This is a genomic window from Tenacibaculum sp. E3R01, from assembly GCF_003318185.1.
GTDB lineage: Bacteria > Bacteroidota > Bacteroidia > Flavobacteriales > Flavobacteriaceae > Polaribacter > Polaribacter halocynthiae.
In genome coordinates this window covers 36,021-54,994 of the sequence record NZ_QOCC01000026.1, presented here as the reverse complement: position 1 = coordinate 54,994, position 18,974 = coordinate 36,021, and the positions used below count along the sequence as shown (strand labels likewise).

Genomic DNA, 18,974 nt, shown 5'->3' with positions numbered 1-18,974 from the left:
AAAAGTTTACTTTCGCAACATATAAAACAAAAGGTAAAAATGATTAAAGATTTATTTGAAAGAATAAAAGGGGATAAAGGACCTTTAGGAAAATGGGCTGATATTGCAGAAGGATATTATGTGTTTCCTAAATTAGAAGGGCCAATATCAAACCGAATGTCTTTCAATGGAAAAAAAGTAATTACTTGGAGTATTAACGATTATTTAGGTTTAGCAAATCATCCTGATGTATTGAAAGTAGATGGTGATTCTGCAGCTAAAGACGGAATGGCATACCCTATGGGAGCGCGTATGATGTCTGGGCATACAAAATATCATGAGCAATTAGAGAAAGAGTGTGCTGAATTTGTAGGGAAAGAATCTTCTTATTTGGTGAATTTTGGATATCAAGGTATGGTTTCAGCTATTGATGCTTTAGTATCAAAAGATGATATTATTGTGTATGATATGGATACTCATGCTTGTATTATTGACGGAGTTCGTTTACATGCAGGAAAACGTTTTGTATATAGACATAATGATATTGAGAGTTGCGAAAAGAATTTGATGAGAGCAACTAAAATGGCAGAAAAGACTGGAGGAGGAATTTTGTTAGTTTCTGAAGGTGTATTTGGAATGAGAGGAGAACAAGGTCGTTTAGCAGAGATAGTTGCCTTAAAAGAAAAATATAATTTCCGTTTATTAGTAGATGATGCCCATGGTTTTGGAACCTTAGGAGAAGGAGGTCGAGGTACTGGTTTTGAACAAGGTGTACAAGATGGTATTGATGTTTATTTTGCAACATTTGCAAAATCTATGGCGGGTATAGGTGCATTTTTTGCAGGAGATAAAGATGTAATTCAATATCTTCAATACAATATGCGATCTCAAATGTTTGCAAAATCATTACCAATGCCAATGGTAAAAGGAGCATTAAAACGTTTAGATATGATTCGTACAATGCCAGAGTTGAAAGAGAACTTATGGAAAATAACGAATGCATTACAATCTGGCTTACGTAACGCTGGTTTCGATTTAGGTACTACTCAAACATGTATTACTCCTGTGTATTTAAAAGGAGAAATACCAGAAGCTATGGCTATGGTTCAAGATTTACGTGAAAATCATGGAGTATTTTGTTCAATAGTAGTGTATCCAGTAATACCAAAAGGATTGATTATATTACGATTAATACCAACAGCTCGTCATACAGTAGAAGATGTAGAAGAAACTATAATAGCTTTTTCTGCAATTAGAGAGAAACTTGAAAATGGCACTTATAAAAAAGTCGCTGAAGCTATAATGGCTGAATAAGCATAAAACATATGTGAATATCTAAAATGCTCTGAATTTATTTCAGAGCATTTTTTTATGCTTTTAAAATAAGATTTATTATAATTATTTATTTTTAATTTAAAAAAAAACGAAAAAGAATACTTAAAATGTGCCTATTAACCATAGTTTATTATTTTTACTTTAAACCTTAAATTTATAAGTATATTTGTTTTTGATTATGCAAAAAAATATAAACATACAGAATAAAAAAGCTCGTTTTGAATACGAGATTATAGATAAATATACTGCAGGAATTCAGCTTACTGGAACGGAAATAAAATCGATACGTCATAGCAAAGCAAGAATTACAGAAAGTTTTTGTGAATTTAATGATAAAGGAGAACTTTTTGTTATTAATATGTATATTGAAGAGTATGCTTTCGGTAATCAATTTAATCACAATCCTAAAAGTGAAAGGCGTTTGTTATTGAATAAAAGAGAGTTGAAAAAATTAGCTAGAGAAGTTGAAGCTAAAGGGAATACAATTGTTCCTTTAAGACTTTTTATTAATGAAAATGGCTGGGCTAAATTAGACGTAGCTTTAGCAAAAGGTAAGAAAACACATGATAAAAGGGAAACGATGAAAGATCGTGATAGCAAAAGAGATTTAGCTAGAATAAAAAAGAATTTTAATTAATGACTAAAATTTTTTTAAATATTATAAAATGGAAAAATCTATTGTACATAGCATTTATTCAGTTTTTATTTAAAATGTTTTTTTTACATGGTTATGGTTTTAAAACCAAACTTTCTTTTTTTGATTTATTTTTACTACAATTATCTACAGTTGGAGTATTAGCAGCCGGTTTTTTAATAAACTATTACGCAAGAAAGAAGGAAGTTAAATTCCCAAAATACCCAATTCAGAAGGCAAAAAAAACAGGGATTATTATAGCTCTTGCTAGTGTTTTCATAGGCTTTATATTGTCTTTTAATATCAATAAACCTTATTATGGTTTTATTGGTGTTTTTAATATGTGTGTAATTGCTTTATATTCTTTGTATGTTTTAAAAAAAACAATTTTCACCAACATTATAAATTCATTTATTAAGGCATATAGTGTGCTTTTAGTATGGTGGTGTGATTTACCCGTGAATTTAACAACAGAACAATGGGACTTATTATTTAAATTTCAACTTATAACGATATTCTATATTTCGCTATCATTTATGGGGAATATTGTTAGGGAAAGTATAAAAGATATTATAAATATTAATCATGATTATACTTATAATCACCAAACAATTCCAATAGTTTTAGGGAGAAGAAGAACAAAAACAATGATTTTAATTATTTCAATTTTAACAAGTATAGTTGTATTGGGATTTGCAATTTCATTTATTCAAAATAAATTTATACTCTCAACAATTTTATTATTAGGTACCTTTCCTGAATTATACTTCATTTATTATTTATTAAGTGCAAGAAGTGATAATGATTATAAGGCTTTGCTAAAAAAATCTAATATAGTTTACACTTTAGCTGTTATAAGTATTCCTATTATTGCTTACTATTTTAAATATGTTATCAAATAAATTAAAAAACTATAAAGTTATTTTAGCTTCAGGTTCACCTAGAAGGCACGAACTTTTGAAAGATTTGGATGTCGATTTTACAATTAAACTTAAAGAGGTAGATGAAGTGTATCCAAATAATTTAAAATCGTACGAAATTACTGATTTTTTAGCTGAATTAAAGTCTAAAGTTTTTGAGAAAAGTATAGAAAAAGATGAATTAATTATTACTTCTGATACTATTGTATGGATAGATGATATTGCACTGGGGAAACCTAAAAATTATGAAGATGCTTTTGATATGCTTAACAGGTTATCAAATAACGTGCACGAGGTAATTACATCTGTTTGTATTTTGAATAAAAATTTTAAGAAAGTAATTAACGATTCAGTAAAAGTATATTTTAAAAAGTTAACAAAAGAAGAGATTGATTATTACATTACTACATACAAACCGTATGATAAAGCAGGAGCTTATGGGATTCAAGAATGGATAGGAAAAATAGGAATAACTAAAATTGAAGGTAGCTATTTTACTGTTATGGGGTTCCCTGTTCATAAACTTTATAAAGAATTAATGAAATTATAACTTAATTATTTTTTAAAAGATTATTTTTGAACCGTATTTACAACACATACTAATGAAGAAATATACTTACACTGAAAAAAAAGATACCCGTTCAGGATTTGGCGATGGGTTAACTGAATTAGGAAAAACAAATCCTAATGTCGTAGCTCTATGTGCCGATTTAACCGGTTCGTTAAAAATGAATGATTTTGAAAAAAATCATCCAGAACGTTTTTATCAAGTTGGAATTGCTGAAGCAAATATGATGGGAATCGCAGCTGGGCTTACTATTGGAGGTAAAATTCCATTTACAGGAACCTTTGCTAACTTTTCTACAGGTCGTGTATACGATCAAATTCGTCAATCTATAGCGTATTCTGATAAAAATGTAAAAGTATGTGCATCGCATGCAGGTCTTACTTTAGGAGAAGATGGAGCTACACACCAAATATTAGAAGATATTGGATTGATGAAAATGTTACCAGGTATGACAGTAATCAATACTTGTGATTATAGCCAAACTAAAGCAGCTACTCTTGCTATAGCTGAGCATGAAGGTCCTGTATATTTACGTTTTGGAAGACCAAAGGTACCTGTATTTATGACCGATGAACCATTTGTTATAGGGAAAGCAATTAAGCTTACTGAAGGTACTGATGTTACAATAGTAGCTACAGGTCATTTAGTATGGGAAGCATTACAAGCTGCTGAAAAACTTGAAGAAAAAGGAATATCTGCTGAAGTTATAAACATACATACTATAAAGCCTTTAGATGAAGAAGCTATTTTAGAATCTGTAGCTAAAACTGGTTGTGTAGTAACTGCAGAAGAACATAATAAATATGGAGGCTTAGGAGAGAGTGTAGCACGTTGTTTAGCTACAAATAATCCATCACCTCAAGAATTTGTAGCTGTTAATGATAGTTTTGGTGAATCTGCAACACCAGATCAGTTAATGGCGAAGTACGAATTAAATGATGTGGCTATCGTTGCAGCTGTAGAAAAGGTAATCAAAAGAAAATAATATAAATTAAAATTCGTTAAACAAATAAATTTAAATTATTTAGATTATGAAAAAAATAGCAATATTAGTTTTGTTTTTGTTAGGAGTTGTTCAAGTTTCTCAATCACAAATACAGTTTGGTATTAAAGGGGGAATTAATTACAATTCTGATTCTTTTCAAGAGGTAAAAACAGATGTTTTAGACGGTGCTAAGAGTAAAACTGGATTTCATATTGGGGTTTTATCACGTATAAAAATTCCTGTAATTGGTTTGTATGTTCAGCCTGAGTTGGTATATACATCTTTAAAAAGTGAAATATCTGCTAAAAATTCAGATGAAATAGCTAGTTATAATTTTCAAAAAATTGATATACCTGTATTATTAGGTAAAAAATTTTTAAAGGTAGCCCATGTTTTTGTAGGTCCATCTTTTCAATACATTATTGATGGGGATTTTAGTTTAAAAAGTTTAAATGATGTAAAAACTGATGTAAGTGGTTTTACAGTTGGACTTCAATTAGGTGCTGGTGTTGAATTAGGTAAGATAGGATTAGATGTAAGATGGGAAAGAGCTTTTTCAGATACTGAATCACAATTAATTAATAATAATGGAGCTCCAAATGTTAATTTTGATACAAGAGTAAACCAAATTATAGTTGGATTATCATATAGGTTTTAAAGAGCACAAAAAACTCTCTTTAACTGAAATATAGAATTTTTATAAAAAGCTGAATAATTTTAAATTATTCAGCTTTTTTAATTTATAATTATAAAATAATTGGCTGTTACTTTTTCAATAAACATTACATATTAAAAAGGGAAAGAGGAAAGGCCAACTTCAATAAGAAAACCTCTCCTCTCAACGCTATATTGTAATACGTATATATATATTAGAAGATTGAAACTTAAAATTGTTACAACTTAAATGTTAAAATTAATATAAGTAGTTGATTTAATAGTGTTTATATTTTGTTTCTGCTTGTAAATTTAAAAGTGTTTGAATAGACAGTTGTAGTTTTTTAGTTAATATGACTATATTAAAAAGGGAAAGAGGAAAGGCCAACTTCAATAAGAAAACCTCTCCTCTCAACGCTATATTGTAACACGTATATATAAGTTAGAAGATTGAAACTTAAAATTGTTACAACTTAAATGTTAAAATTAACATGAGTGTTTGATTTTTTTGTTGTTTATGATTATTTTTTTCTATTTGTAAATTTATAAGTGATTAAATAGATTGTTGTAATTTTTTAGTATACATGAGTGTATTAAAAAAGGAAAGAGGAAAGGCCAACTTCAATAAGAAAACCTCTCCTCTCAACATAGTATTGTAATACGTATATATAGGTTAGAAGAATGAAACCTAAAATTGTTACAACTTAAATGTTAAAATTAATATAAGTAGTTGAAATATTAGTGTTTATGTTTTTTTTTTCTGCTTGTAAACTTAAAAGTGATTGAATAGATAGTTGTAGTTTTTTAGTTAATATGAAAATATTAAAAAGGGAAAGAGGAAAGGCCAACTTCAATAAGAAAACCTCTCCTCTCAACACTATATTGTAATACGTATGTATAAGTAAGAAGAATAAAACTTGATTTTGTTACAACTTAAAATGTTAAATTATGTTAAACTCTTTGTAAATGAGTGTTTTATGTAGCTTCTACATAAACCCAGTGTTTATTTTCTTTATAGAAAAGAGAGTTTTCATGGATAATTTCTATTTTTCCATTTTCCATAAAAAAAGCTTTGAATTCTACATTTCCAACACAATCGATAGAAGTACCTCTAAATGTTTTTAAAACTTCAAGTTTAATCCATTGAACCGATTTAGACCATTTTAAAATTTCTTTTTTCTCTTTTTTATTTGGTCTTGTACTGCTATGATGACTCTTTTGTAGATAATCAATATTACCTAGTACAAAAGCACTGTATCTTGAGCGCATTAAATTTTCAGCAGATATAGCTAAGTTAATATTTTGATGTGCTTTTTGACAACAATTTTTATATTTTATAGATGGATTACATGGACATTGCATCGTATTCATTTAATTTAAAAGTTCATTTTCATCTTTTATTCTAAAACATCGTTCTTCACCTAAATATAATGGGTTTCCGTGCTTTTCAGACCAAAAACCATCTAGTATGTCTTTATTTATACATCTGTAAACCACAACTCCTTTATAAATAATTTGATTCTCTCCAAGATAATTAAAGTTAATAACCAAAATAGAATCTTTAAAAAAACCTGATCCATATTGCTCTTGATCATTATTAATAATCCACTTAGCAATAATTCTATTATTATCATCTAAACTTAAGCTGAGAATGCCTTTATAGGTGCTTTCTTCTGTGTCTTGATTACTCCCAATTATAGTATAATTTCCGACTAGATCTTTAATTGTCATGTATAATTTTTAAAGAAGTAAAGTTACTTTTTTAGTTATAGTTGAAAAATAACTAATAGAAGTATTTTTAGTTTTTTTGAAAACATACGATTCACCATTTATCTATAAAAAACAACGATTAAACGTAAGTGTTTAGAGAACCAACGATATACGAAGCTTTAATATAGACTTGTAATCTATTTTTGTTATATCAAAACTCCAAAAACTTATAAAATGAAAGTACTAGTAATAGATGATCAAGAATTAGTGTTGCTCCCTATAGAAAAGAGGTTAACAGCAATGGGGTATAATGTAAAGGTTGAAACTAATGGAATAGAAGGTAAAAAACTATTTGATTCTTTTAATCCTGATTTAGTAATTATAGATATTAATATGCCTGAGATTTCAGGGTTAGATATTGTTGAGTACATAAGAGAAGAAGCAAGATCTGCAACACCAATAATGGTTTTATCAGGTAGTGTAGATGATAATAATATAATCAAAGGGTTTGAGTTAGGAATTAATGATTATATGAAAAAACCATTAAGTTTAAATGAAATTTGTGCAAGAACTAAGCATTTAATTGGAGCTCCACAAATAAATAAAAAAGAAGTTACATATAGCAATCGAGTTATTATTCAAAAAAGAGGAGTAGGAGTTGTAATTCCGTGTTACAATGAAGAAGAAAGACTTTTAAAAGAAGAGTTTTTAAGATTTATAGATGAGTATACGGGGTATTATTTATGTTTTGTAAACGATGGTAGCACTGATAAAACATTAGAGGCATTAGAAAGGTTAAAAGTAGGAAGAGAAGACTATATAACTGTATATAATTGTGAACAAAATGGAGGTAAAGCAGAAGCAGTAAGACAAGGAATGTTGTATCTGTCTGAAAATAAATCGTTAGATTATATTGGATTCTTAGATGCTGATTTATCAACAGATTTTAATGATTTTGAAGATCTGGTAGCTAGTATTGAAGGGTCTGACTTTAAAATTGTTAGTGGGTCAAGAATTCAGAGAATGGGAGCTAATATAGCTAAAGATTCAGCTAGGGCAATTATAAGTATGACTATCAATTTTATAATAAGAAAAATATTGTCAATGGACTTTAAAGATACTCAATGCGGTGCTAAAATTTTTGATAAGGATGTTGTTCAGTTACTCTTTGGTAAAAAATTTATGACTAAATGGTTGTTTGATGTAGAAATATTTATGAGAATGAGGAAAAAATTTACATTAGCAAAAGCAAAACAAATGATATCAGAAATGCCTTTAAAAAGATGGGTTCATGTTGATGGTTCTAAATTGTCAATGAAAGATTCGATAAAAATTGTTTTTCAATTAGGTCAAATATTTTTTGGATATAGAGGTAAAACTGTTTAAATAATTAATAGATAATAAGAAATAAACATTAGATATATATTAAAAAAAATAAGAGAGGCTTGATTAGAGCCTCTCTTTTATAAATAATCAATCGCTATTTAATGTGTATTATTAGTTGTTGCTTAAGTTAGCGAATTCATCTTCAGATATTTTACCTGAATTGATATCTTTTAACTCATCCATTTTTGATAACATGTATTTATGTACATTACTATCTATATCTTTTGGTTTTACCATGTTAGTAGATTTTCCATTACCAGGAAGAACATAACTGTTATAGTAATAAAAGAAATAATAATCAAGGTTACTATTTGATAAGTTATATTGACCTAATAACCATCCTAACCTTAAAGCAGAACGTCTTTGTGGCGCACTACCATGAGAAGAACCACTAGCTCCTGCAATTGATTGAGCAAATCTATATGCTGGGTCAACTTCAGTCCAGTTAGTAGTATATCTTTTTCTTAAGTAATATCCAGCAAATCCATCAGCCTCTAATTCAGTATTAGAAGCTCCAGTTACTGAAGGATATCCTTGTCTAAATTGAACTTGATGAGCTACTTCATGAGCTGCAATATATCCTACTGCAATTCTTCCGTAGTTTAAAGCTCCACTTAACATTTCTTCACCCCATATAATATAATTTGCTGGAGGTCCGTAAGAAAGTGCATTGAAAGTACCGCTTCCTGCGGCAAAATAAAGTGGCACGTTATTTAAACCAAAAAGGCTAGATGCACTATTATTTTGTTGTTTTAAAAAGTTTGTTTCTGTACTATTTACAATAGTATTTGACCAGTAAGAATTTGGTCCAAATTGTGATACTGTAGCACAATCATGTGCTGTACCCGCGTTGTTTAAATGACTAGGTAAAAGTCCAATTTCTGGAGAATTTGGGTCTTTTGCTGTGTTTTTGTCTATTTCATTGTTGTCACAACTTTGTAACGAGACTAAAACAGCCAACGTCATTAATCTTAAAACTTGTTTCATTTTTTTAGAAGGTTTAGAAAGGTTTGTGCGATTGATTAATTCGTCGCCAAATATATAGTTTAAAATAACTTATCCCAAAAAATTAATAAAAAAAACATTTAAAATGTAAAATTTTAACAAAAATTAGGTTTTTGTTGTTTTTTTAAACAAGTAAAAAGCATAAAACTCCTTAAGTTTTTTGAAGATTTATTAGTTGTGTTTGTGTAAATATGTGTAATCTTAAACTGCTGATTATTAGTTGCTTGTATTTTGTTTTGATGATTGTTAATAAGTTTTTTCTTGAAAAGAAAGAGTCTTTTAACAATTAATATTGTGTTAACAATTAATGTTTTGGTTACACTATCTTTGTGAAGATTAATTTAAACACAATTTTTTTCATGAAAAAAAATAACCTTCAAAGGCAATTTTTATTGTCTATTTTTTTACTAATGAGTTGTTTGTCATTTTCACAAGTGCCAACTTATTATAATGGATTTGACCTGACTAAAACAGGAGATGCATTAAAAACTGACTTAGCAGTATTAATAACTAATACACAAACTACCAACCTTAGTTATACTCCAGGAGTTTGGGATGCTTTACGTCAAACAGATTTAGATCCAACAAATAATAATAATGTTTTGTTGATATATGGTTATAATGATGGTGATAATAACTCTACAACTGATCGTACTCGCTCTAAAACTATGAATGGTGGTAATCAGGGAGATTGGAATAGAGAGCATACATATCCAAGATCTTTAGGAAACCCAAATTTAGGAAGTACAGGTCCTGGATCAGATGCCCACCATGTACGATCAAGTGATGTACGTATGAATTCAAATAGAGGAAACCTTCGTTTTGGAAATGGTTCAGGAACAGCTGGAAATGTAAGTGGAAACTGGTATCCTGGAGATGAATGGAAAGGTGATGTAGCTCGTATGATGATGTATATGTATTTACGTTACGGTAACCAATGTTTAGCAACTGCAGTAGGTACAGGAACAAAAAACTACCATCCAGATATGATGGATATTTTTTTAGAGTGGAATGCACAAGATCCAGTATCTCAATATGAAATAAATAGAAATACGTTATTAGAAGGAATACAAGGAAATAGAAATCCTTTTATTGATAATCCTGCTTTTGCAACTTCTATTTGGGGAGGTCCGCAAGCTGCTAATCGTTTTAATTCAGGAACTACTGATACGGAAGCACCAACTGCACCTACAAATCTTTTAGCAACAAGTACAACTAAAACAGGTACAACTCTTGGATGGAATGCTTCTACTGATAACGTAGGTGTTTTAGCATACCAAGTATTTAACGGAACTACACAAGTTGCTTCTGTAACTGGAACAACATATAATGTAACAGGTTTAACAGCAAGTACTGCATATACATTTACAGTAAAAGCTATTGATGCTGCTAGTAATGTATCAGTAATTAGTAATGCAGTTAGTATAACTACATTAGATGATACAACAAACCCTGGTCCAACAGATGGAGTTATTGCTTTTCAAGGGTACGAAACTAGTGCTACAGGTACTTGGAATTATTCAGTTTCACCAGTAGTATGTAATGATGGAGGAAATGATGTATGGGATGTGGTTTCTAGTGTTGGTTCTATTAACCAAGCAGGTACTGGATCTAATTTTTTCGGAGTAAGAGATCTTAATGGTAATTGTGGTACTGCTGATGGTGGTACGCTTACTTTTAATTCTATTGATATAGAATCTTATGAAGATGTTGTTTTATCTTTTAAATTAAATATAGTAGGTTATGATGTAGCAAATGGAGATACATTGAGTTATGAAATTTTCCATGATACAACTTCTCAAGGAGTTGTTACAGTAACTGATGCTAGTCCTTTTAGTACAGCAGGTTGGATTACCGTTTCAAAAACAGTTCCTAACACTGTTAAAAAAGTTTCAATAACTATTGCTGTTAAACAAAACGGAGGTAGTGATTACGCTGGAATTGATGATGTTCAACTTACAGGTAAAACTATAGCAACTACATCTTCTATTATAATTAATGAAGTTGATGCTGATACTGCTGGTACTGATACTCAAGAATTTGTTGAATTATATGATGGTGGAGCAGGAAATACTTCTTTAGACGGATTGGTATTAGTATTTTATAATGGATCTAATAATACTAGTTATGCAGCCTATGATTTAGATGGTCAAACAACAAATGCTAATGGGTATTTTGTAATAGGAAATGTAGCGGTACCTAATGTTTCATCAATGACTTTTGCTAGTAATGGTTTACAAAATGGAGCTGATGCAGTAGCTTTATATACAGGAGATGCGTCAGATTTCCCTAATAGCTCAGCCATTGTAACTGATAATTTAATAGATGCTTTTGTTTATGATACAAATGATTCTGATGATGCTGAACTTTTAGTATTGTTAAATGCTGGTGAGGCTCAAGTTAATGAAGGTGGAGCAGGAAATAAAGATAGTCATTCTTCTCAACGTATTCCTAATGGACAAGGAGGTACAAGAAATACAGCTACATATGCTCAATTAGCACCAACACCAGGTGAGCAAAATGGAGAAGTAGTAGTAGCTCCTACTGTTTTAATTAATGAAGTAGATGCTGATACTGAAGGTACAGATGTACAAGAGTTTGTTGAATTATTTGATGGAGGAGTAGGAAATACTTCATTAGATGGGTTGGTATTAGTATTCTATAATGGATCAAATAATACTAGTTATGCGGCATATGATTTAGATGGACAAACAACTAATGCTAATGGATATTTTGTTGCAGGAAATGTTGCTGTACCAAATGTTTCGTCAATTACTTTTCCTAGTAATGGATTACAAAATGGAGCAGATGGAGTAGCGCTATATTCAGGGAATGCATCAGATTTCCCTAATGGATCTTCTGTTACTACCATTAATATTATAGATGCTTTAGTATATGATACAAATGATGCTGATGATGCTGAATTAGCAGTGTTAATGAATAGTGGACAAGCACAAATTAATGAAGATGCTAAAGGAAATAAAAATACACATTCTTTACAGCGTTATATTAATGGATCTGGAGGTTTAAGAAATACATCAACTTATACACAAGCAATTCCTACACCAGGAAGTGCAAATACAAATGCAACTGAACAAGTTAATTTAGTAATAAATGAAGTAGATGCAGATACAGCTGGATCAGATACTTTAGAGTTTGTTGAAATCTATGATGGAGGAAAAGGAAATACTTCATTAGATGGTTTTGTAATTGTAATGTATAATGGGTCAAATAATTTAAGCTATGGTGCTTATGATTTAGCTGGTCAAACAACAAATGCTGAAGGATATTTTGTATTAGGAAATACTGCAGTAGCTAATGTGAATATGACTCTTCCAAGTAATGGATTACAAAATGGAGCAGATGCAGTAGCTTTATATAGAGGAAATGCAACTTCATTTGCAAATGGAACATCAGTAACTACCACCGATTTAATAGATGCTTTAGTATATGATACAAATGATTCGGATGATGCTGAACTTTTAGTATTATTAAATACTGGACAAGCACAAATTAATGAAGACCAATTAGGTGATAAAGATGGTCATTCTTCGCAAAGAATTCCAAATGGAGATGGAGGAGTAAGAAACACAAGTACTTATACACAAGCAACACCAACACCTGGAACAGAAAATGGAGCAGTGATACCAGCACCAGATCCTATTTCAATTGCAGCTGCTCGTACTACAGCAACTGGAGAGTTAGTAACTGTAAGTGGAGTTTTAACAGTATCAGATCAATTTAGAGGTTCTGCTTATATTCAAGATGCTACCGGTGGTATTGCTATTTTTGATGAGTTAGTTCATGGTAATGGTAATTTTGCGATTGGAGATTCAATTACTGTAACAGGAACTCGTAGCGCATTTAATGATCAAATTCAAATTAACCCTGTAACTGAGGCTACAAATAACGGATTACCTAATAATCCAATAGTGCCAGCAACGGTTACTTTGAGCCAATTAGCTGATCATCCAGCTGAGTTAGTTCGTGTTATTAACCCAAGTTTCCCAACACCAGGAGGAATTCTTTTTGGAAATTCTAACTATACACTAACAGATACAAGTGGTACTGCACAATTACGTATTGACAATGATGTTACCTCATTAGTAGGTTTAGGGCAACCAGAAACATGTTCTGGAATTACTGGTGTAGTTGGAAGATTTTTTACAACATATCAATTATTACCAAGAATTAGAGAAGACTTGTCATGTGCTGGTGAATATACAACTCCAGATACGGTAGTAGAAGTTGATAAAGAAAAGGCATTAGATGTTGTAACTTGGAATATAGAATGGTTTGGAGATGAAAAAAATTCTCCAGCTGCAGGAAATACAAATTCAGATGCAATTCAAAAGGATAGTGTAAAAACGGTAATAAAAACTTTAAATGCAGATATTTATGCAGTGCAAGAAATTGCAGATGCAGCTTTGTTTACTCAAATGGTAAGTGAATTACCTGGGTATAGTTTTATTTTATCTGATGCAACATCGTATCCAAATGATACTTCAGGAACAAAACAACAAATAGGTTTTATTTATAAAACACAAACTGTTGAAGTAGTTGATACTAAAGTGTTATTAAAATCAATTCACCCTTATTATAATGGAGGTGATGATTCAGCCTTAGCAGGTTACCCTGAAGCAGATAAAACTCGTTTTTATGCAAGTGGTCGTTTACCGTTTATGCTAACAGCAAATGTTACTGTAAATGGAAGCACACAGCAAATTAATGTTGTTAACTTACATGCTAGAGCGAATAGAGGAACTGGAGCTCAGCAACGATATGATATGCGTAAATTTGATGTTGAAGTATTAAAAGATTCATTAGATACTCAATACTCAGATAAAAATTTAATTGTATTAGGAGATTATAATGATGATGTAGATGTTACTGTTGCTGATGGAGTTTCAAGTACTGCTTCAACATATCAAGCTTATGTAAGTGATTCTACAAATTATAATGTAGTATCATCAACATTAAGTGCTCAAGGATATAGATCATATGCATTTAGAGAAAATATGATTGATCATATTACTCTTTCAAATGAATTATTTGATGAGTATATTAATGCTTCTGCTCGTGTACATTATGAGTTTTATGATAGCGATTATACAAAAACATCTTCTGATCACTTCCCAGTTTCTGTACAATTACAATTAAAAGCACTTACTTTAGATAGTGTAACAACTACAGATGTAACATGTAATGGAACTGCCGATGGAACTGCTGTGATAAATGTTTCAGGAGGTTGTATGCCATATACCTATACTTTAAATAACGGTTCAGCTATTACTGAAAATAGTTTAACAGGATTAGTTGCAGGTACCTATAATGTAGTAGTAACGGATGCATTAAATAATTCAGTAGTAGAAAATTTTACAATTACTGAAGGAACACCAATGACTGCTGCATTAACAAAAGGAGCAAAAGTGTATTTAGGATATGCTCCAAAATCATGTACTTCTATCGGTGTACTTGAGGTACTTGGAGGAGAAGCTCCTTATAGTTACGAATGGAGTACAGGAGAAACAACTGAAACTATCAATGTTTGCCCTACTGAAACAACAACATATTCAGTAACTATTACTGATGCAAGAGGATGTTCAATAGCATCAGAAACAGTAGTAAATGTAGAAGATGTAACTTGTGGGAAATTTGGGCACTACAATCGTGTAAAGATTTGCTTTAAAGGAAGACGTACAATTTGTGTTCCAACTTGGGCAGTGAAGTATTACCTAAAAAGAGGAAGTACTTTAGGCGATTGTGACGGTACTACTAATCAACCAGTTCGAATTACTAGATTAAATGTATTTCCTAACCCTTTTAGAAATAATTTGAATGTTCAATTTAATAGTACAGCTGATACAGATGCTACAATAGCTATTTATAGCTTTAGAGGTAGAAAAGTATTTGAAAAAACTATTTCTGTTACTGAAGGACAAACAAAGAACAAATTACAATTATCTAATTTAAGAAGAGGTTTTTATTATTTAAAAGTAATTGTTGATGGAAAAGTTAAGAAGGTTAGATGTATAATGAAACGTTAATCACTTAAGAAATAAAATCAAAATATTTTGATCATAGTAAAGGCAACTAATTTATTAGTTGCCTTTTTATTTAAAATAAATAGAAGGTTTTATACCTAACTATTCAAAAATTTTAAGCATATTAATTTGACTTTTTTGTAAAGACACTAATCCCATTTAGAATTTGTTGATATGGCATATTTTCCTGCACCTAAAAACACTATAACTAATGCTCCAAATAAATATAATGCTTGTAATTCTATAGCCCAGCCACCATATTGGTTAATGGAAAATATTTCAGAAGCATGTGCCATTAAAATGGCAATGAACATGTTTAAGGTTAAAAACAAACTAGCTAATTTAGCTCTGTAACCTATAATTATAAGTACAGGGGCAACTACCTCTCCAATGAAAACACCATAAGAAAAGAATTCAGGTAAGCTCAAGCCATTCAATAAACTTTTAATAAATGAATAATTAGAATTCATGTTTGCAATACCGTGAAATAATATAAGTAAGCCTATACTAACTCTTTGAATTAATGTTCCAATTTCTTTGTTTTGAATTTTTTCTAAAATGCTCATGTTTTTTTAATTTTTAATGAATTATTGTGATACAAAATTCAAGGTATTAAAAGACATTAAACAGGACTAAAGTCACTATTAATTTGTGATTAATATCACATTTTATAAAAGAAGTTTAGTTAAGAGTTTAACCTACTTAATGTTTCCCTAGAAACACCAAGGTAAGCCGCAATTAGTTTTTTAGGTACTCGTTGAAATAATGTGGGGTGTTGCTCTAAGAGTAATTCGTATCGTTCTTTAGATGAGTTTTTTAACAATGATAGAATTCTATTTTGTAAGGCAATTCTACCATATTTGCTTTTTTTAGCCCAAAAGCGTTCCATTTTATGCATTTCTGCAGTTAGTTTTTCTCTATTTTCATAGGTAATATATAATAACTGACTATCTTCTATGCAATCGATATAAATTTTAGAGGAGGTTTGTTTTACAAATGATTCGTAATCTGTAATCCACCAATTTTCCATCCCAAATTGAAGTATATGTTCTTTCCCTTTTTCATCAAAAAAATAACTTTTTAAACAACCTTTAATTATCCAATATTCTTTATTAGCAACCTCACCTTCTTGTAAAATATATTGATGTTTACGTTTTTTTACTTGCTCAAAATGACTTAAAATAAAATCAAATTCGTCATCTGTAAGTGAAATTATTTCTTCTATATGCTTTCTAAGTATATGCATTGTTTAGTAGTATTTTGACAAAAAAGAGTATACAAATATGCTTCTTTATTTTTAAAGAAATAAGAAGTGGTAAAATTAGTTATTAGGTTTTTAAAAATGACAAGTTGTGTTAAAAACATCAAGTTTTTTTAATTTTAAAATCAGTAGTTTTAGCATTTATTATTTTTCTAGAATAAAATGAGTAGTAATTATATTCATAATTTATTTGACTTTTATAGGAAACATTAAATTCAAAAAACATTCATTTTAAATGAGTTACCCAAATTCACGTTTTTTTTACTTATTATTATTATTATTATTTCTTTTTATAGGAAGTATACAAGCTCAAAATTTTAAAAGAGATAGTTTAAAAAATGAACTAAATAATAATATTAAAAAAGATTCTAACCGTGTAAAAACATTAAACGATTTAGCTTTTTATTATTATAAAAAGAATCCAACTCAAGCATTAACATATGTCAAAGAAGCAAAAAGATTAGCTGCTGAAATAGAATTTATTAAAGGTCAGGCACGTAGTTTTTTTATTAATGGGCTAATAGAATCAAAAAAGTCAAATTATAATGAATCTATCAATTATTATAATGAAGCACTTTTATTGTATGAAAAAATAAATCGTAAGAATAAAGTCTCTGAATGTTATGCAAAAATTGGGTTTATGTTTTTTTATAATTATGAATTTAATAATGCAATCTTAAATTTTAAAAGATCTATAGCTATAGATAATCAAATAAGAAACACTAATAAAACTGCAATTAAATTAAAATATATAGGACATTCTTTTTTTGATACTGGAAAATATAATGAAGCACTTTTATACTATAATAAAGCGAAAAGTTTAAATATTAAACTTAATAATGAATTAGAATTATCTAATTGTTATTTAAGTATAGGAAGTATCTTTTTAAAAAAAGCAAATTATCCTTTTGCTTTAAAAAATTACAACAAGTCACTAGAAACTTCAGAAAAAATTAAAGATTCGCTAGGGGTCTCAAAAGCGTTAAATAATTTAGGGTTAGTTTATAAGAATTACGAAAATTATGACAAAGCGATTGAGAATTATAAGAAATCATTAGAATACCAAAGAAAGATTGGAAACAAAAAAAATATTTCAAAAGCTTTAAATAATATAGGGGTTATTTATATAAATAAAAAAGATTATAAAACTGCACTTAATTATCATAAAGAAGCATTACTAATTAGTGAAGAAATTAATGATAAAATTGGACAAACTAGATATTTAAATAACATTGGTAGAGTTTATGGAGAATTAAAAAATGAAATTAAAGCTATTAGGTGTTTTGAAAAAGCTGAAGTAATTAGTTTAAAATTTGGTTATCAGTTAGGTTTATGTAATTCGTATTATAGAATGACAATTTCATATATAAATCAAAAAAAATATAAGAAAGCGTTGTTTTATGCTTTAAAAGGTAAGAATATTTCAAACAAATTAAGAATACTTTATTTTCAAAAAGATATATACGAATTACTTTCAGTGATTTATAATAATATAGGTGATTATAAAAGAGCTTTTAAAAGTCATAAAAAATTCAAAATATTTAATGACAGTCTTTTTAACAAAGAAAATATTCAGAAAATTACTCAATTAGAATATGAGTATAAATATAAAGATGAATTAGCATCTGCAGAAAAAAGAGAATTAAAATTAACAAAAAGAGTAAGATCTACTTCTCAAGATTTAGAAAACTCAAAACATAATTTATTACTTGGGGTAATAGCTTTTTTAGTAACAATTCTAACTTTAGGAGGCGTAATTTTCTTTTTAAGAATTAGAAATGAAAAATCTAAAATTCAAAATATAGTTATAGAACAAAAATTATTACGTTCACAAATGACACCACATTTTATTTTTAATTCGCTTTCTGTATTGCAAGGAATGATATTGAATAAAGAACAGAAAAAATCAATTTCTTATTTGTCAAAGTTTTCAAAACTACTTCGAATTATTTTAGAAAATTCAAGAGACAAAACAGTTTTATTATCTCAAGAGCTAACTGCAATAGAAAACTATTTAACACTTCAGAATTTAGAAAATGAAACCTATAATTATACCATTTCTATAAATGATACTTTAAATACTTCTGAGTTTAAAATACCGCCCATGTTAATTCAACCGTTCATTGAAAACGCCATAGAACATGCGTTTATAAATCAAAGTGAAAATAAAACTATTGCTATTAATCTTGAATTTTTAAATAAAGAATTAATATGTAAAATTATAGATAATGGTATTGGAATAAGTTCACAAACGGAAAATAATAATCAATATAAAAAGTCATTATCTACAGCGATTACTTCTGAAAGATTAAAAATATTATCTAAATATTTTAAAATGAAAGGAACAGTAACTTTAGAAGATAGAAGTAAATATAATAAGAAGGGAACCCAAGTTATTTTAAAAATACCATATATAAAAGAAAGAGTTAGTAATTAAAGAAAAGGTTTTTATTATTTAAAAGTAATTGTTGATGGAAAAGTTAAGAAAGTTAG

At 29.1% G+C, this 18,974-nt stretch carries 14 protein-coding genes; 9 read left to right on the top strand and 5 right to left on the bottom strand.

The window, feature by feature from the left end:
- Positions 1 to 42 precede the first annotated feature (42 nt).
- The 6 genes from DS884_RS15120 (at position 43) to DS884_RS15095 (ending at position 5,079) form a co-directional block, all read left to right on the top strand.
- Positions 43 to 1,293: an aminotransferase class I/II-fold pyridoxal phosphate-dependent enzyme gene (locus DS884_RS15120; protein ID WP_113787493.1), complete on the top strand. Its 1,251-nt coding sequence runs from the start codon at positions 43 to 45 to the stop codon at positions 1,291 to 1,293.
- Between the two features lie 199 nt (positions 1,294 to 1,492).
- The gene (gene smpB, locus DS884_RS15115; protein WP_176974423.1) at positions 1,493 to 1,951 is read left to right on the top strand and encodes an SsrA-binding protein SmpB; all 459 of its coding nucleotides are present in this window, start codon (positions 1,493 to 1,495) and stop codon (positions 1,949 to 1,951) included.
- Entirely contained in the window at positions 1,951 to 2,850 is a 900-nt protein-coding gene (locus DS884_RS15110; RefSeq protein WP_113787346.1) for a UbiA family prenyltransferase, read from the top strand. Before smpB ends, DS884_RS15110 begins: the two co-directional genes overlap by 1 nt.
- A complete protein-coding gene (locus tag DS884_RS15105; RefSeq protein ID WP_113787492.1) occupies positions 2,837 to 3,418 on the top strand; it encodes a Maf family nucleotide pyrophosphatase in 582 nt (193 codons plus the stop codon). The genes DS884_RS15110 and DS884_RS15105 overlap by 14 nt, the downstream gene beginning before the upstream one ends.
- 52 nt (positions 3,419 to 3,470) lie before the next feature.
- Positions 3,471 to 4,421: a transketolase family protein gene (locus DS884_RS15100; protein WP_113787345.1), complete on the top strand. Its 951-nt coding sequence runs from the start codon at positions 3,471 to 3,473 to the stop codon at positions 4,419 to 4,421.
- A 46-nt stretch (positions 4,422 to 4,467) separates the two neighbouring features.
- Positions 4,468 to 5,079, top strand: a complete 612-nt coding sequence (locus tag DS884_RS15095; protein ID WP_113787344.1) for a porin family protein — start codon at positions 4,468 to 4,470, stop codon at positions 5,077 to 5,079.
- Between the two features lie 971 nt (positions 5,080 to 6,050).
- Here the strand turns inward: DS884_RS15095 and DS884_RS15090 are convergent.
- A complete protein-coding gene (locus tag DS884_RS15090; RefSeq protein ID WP_233487167.1) occupies positions 6,051 to 6,446 on the bottom strand; it encodes a YchJ family protein in 396 nt (131 codons plus the stop codon).
- Positions 6,447 to 6,806: a hypothetical protein gene (locus DS884_RS15085; protein WP_093871598.1), complete on the bottom strand. Its 360-nt coding sequence runs from the start codon at positions 6,804 to 6,806 to the stop codon at positions 6,447 to 6,449.
- Positions 6,807 to 7,019: 213 nt separating this feature from the next.
- Here DS884_RS15085 and DS884_RS15080 point away from each other — a divergent pair, with 213 nt between their 5' ends.
- On the top strand, positions 7,020 to 8,171 hold the full coding sequence (locus tag DS884_RS15080) for a response regulator (protein WP_113787343.1): 1,152 nt from the start codon (positions 7,020 to 7,022) through the stop codon (positions 8,169 to 8,171).
- Between the two features lie 111 nt (positions 8,172 to 8,282).
- On the opposite strand, the gene DS884_RS15075 is transcribed toward DS884_RS15080, so the two are convergent.
- Entirely contained in the window at positions 8,283 to 9,158 is an 876-nt protein-coding gene (locus DS884_RS15075) for a metalloprotease (protein WP_113787342.1), read from the bottom strand.
- A gap of 377 nt (positions 9,159 to 9,535) precedes the next feature.
- Here DS884_RS15075 and DS884_RS15070 point away from each other — a divergent pair, with 377 nt between their 5' ends.
- Positions 9,536 to 15,223: an endonuclease gene (locus DS884_RS15070; protein WP_113787341.1), complete on the top strand. Its 5,688-nt coding sequence runs from the start codon at positions 9,536 to 9,538 to the stop codon at positions 15,221 to 15,223.
- A gap of 146 nt (positions 15,224 to 15,369) precedes the next feature.
- Here DS884_RS15070 and DS884_RS15065 read toward each other — a convergent pair whose 3' ends face one another.
- A complete protein-coding gene (locus tag DS884_RS15065) occupies positions 15,370 to 15,786 on the bottom strand; it encodes a DoxX family protein (protein WP_113787340.1) in 417 nt (138 codons plus the stop codon).
- A 119-nt stretch (positions 15,787 to 15,905) separates the two neighbouring features.
- The gene (locus DS884_RS15060) at positions 15,906 to 16,466 is read right to left on the bottom strand and encodes a Crp/Fnr family transcriptional regulator (RefSeq protein WP_093871592.1); all 561 of its coding nucleotides are present in this window, start codon (positions 16,464 to 16,466) and stop codon (positions 15,906 to 15,908) included.
- Positions 16,467 to 16,716: 250 nt separating this feature from the next.
- Between DS884_RS15060 and DS884_RS15055 the strand changes: the two genes are divergently transcribed.
- On the top strand, positions 16,717 to 18,918 hold the full coding sequence (locus DS884_RS15055; RefSeq protein ID WP_113787339.1) for a tetratricopeptide repeat protein: 2,202 nt from the start codon (positions 16,717 to 16,719) through the stop codon (positions 18,916 to 18,918).
- The last annotated feature ends 56 nt before the right edge of the window (positions 18,919 to 18,974 follow it).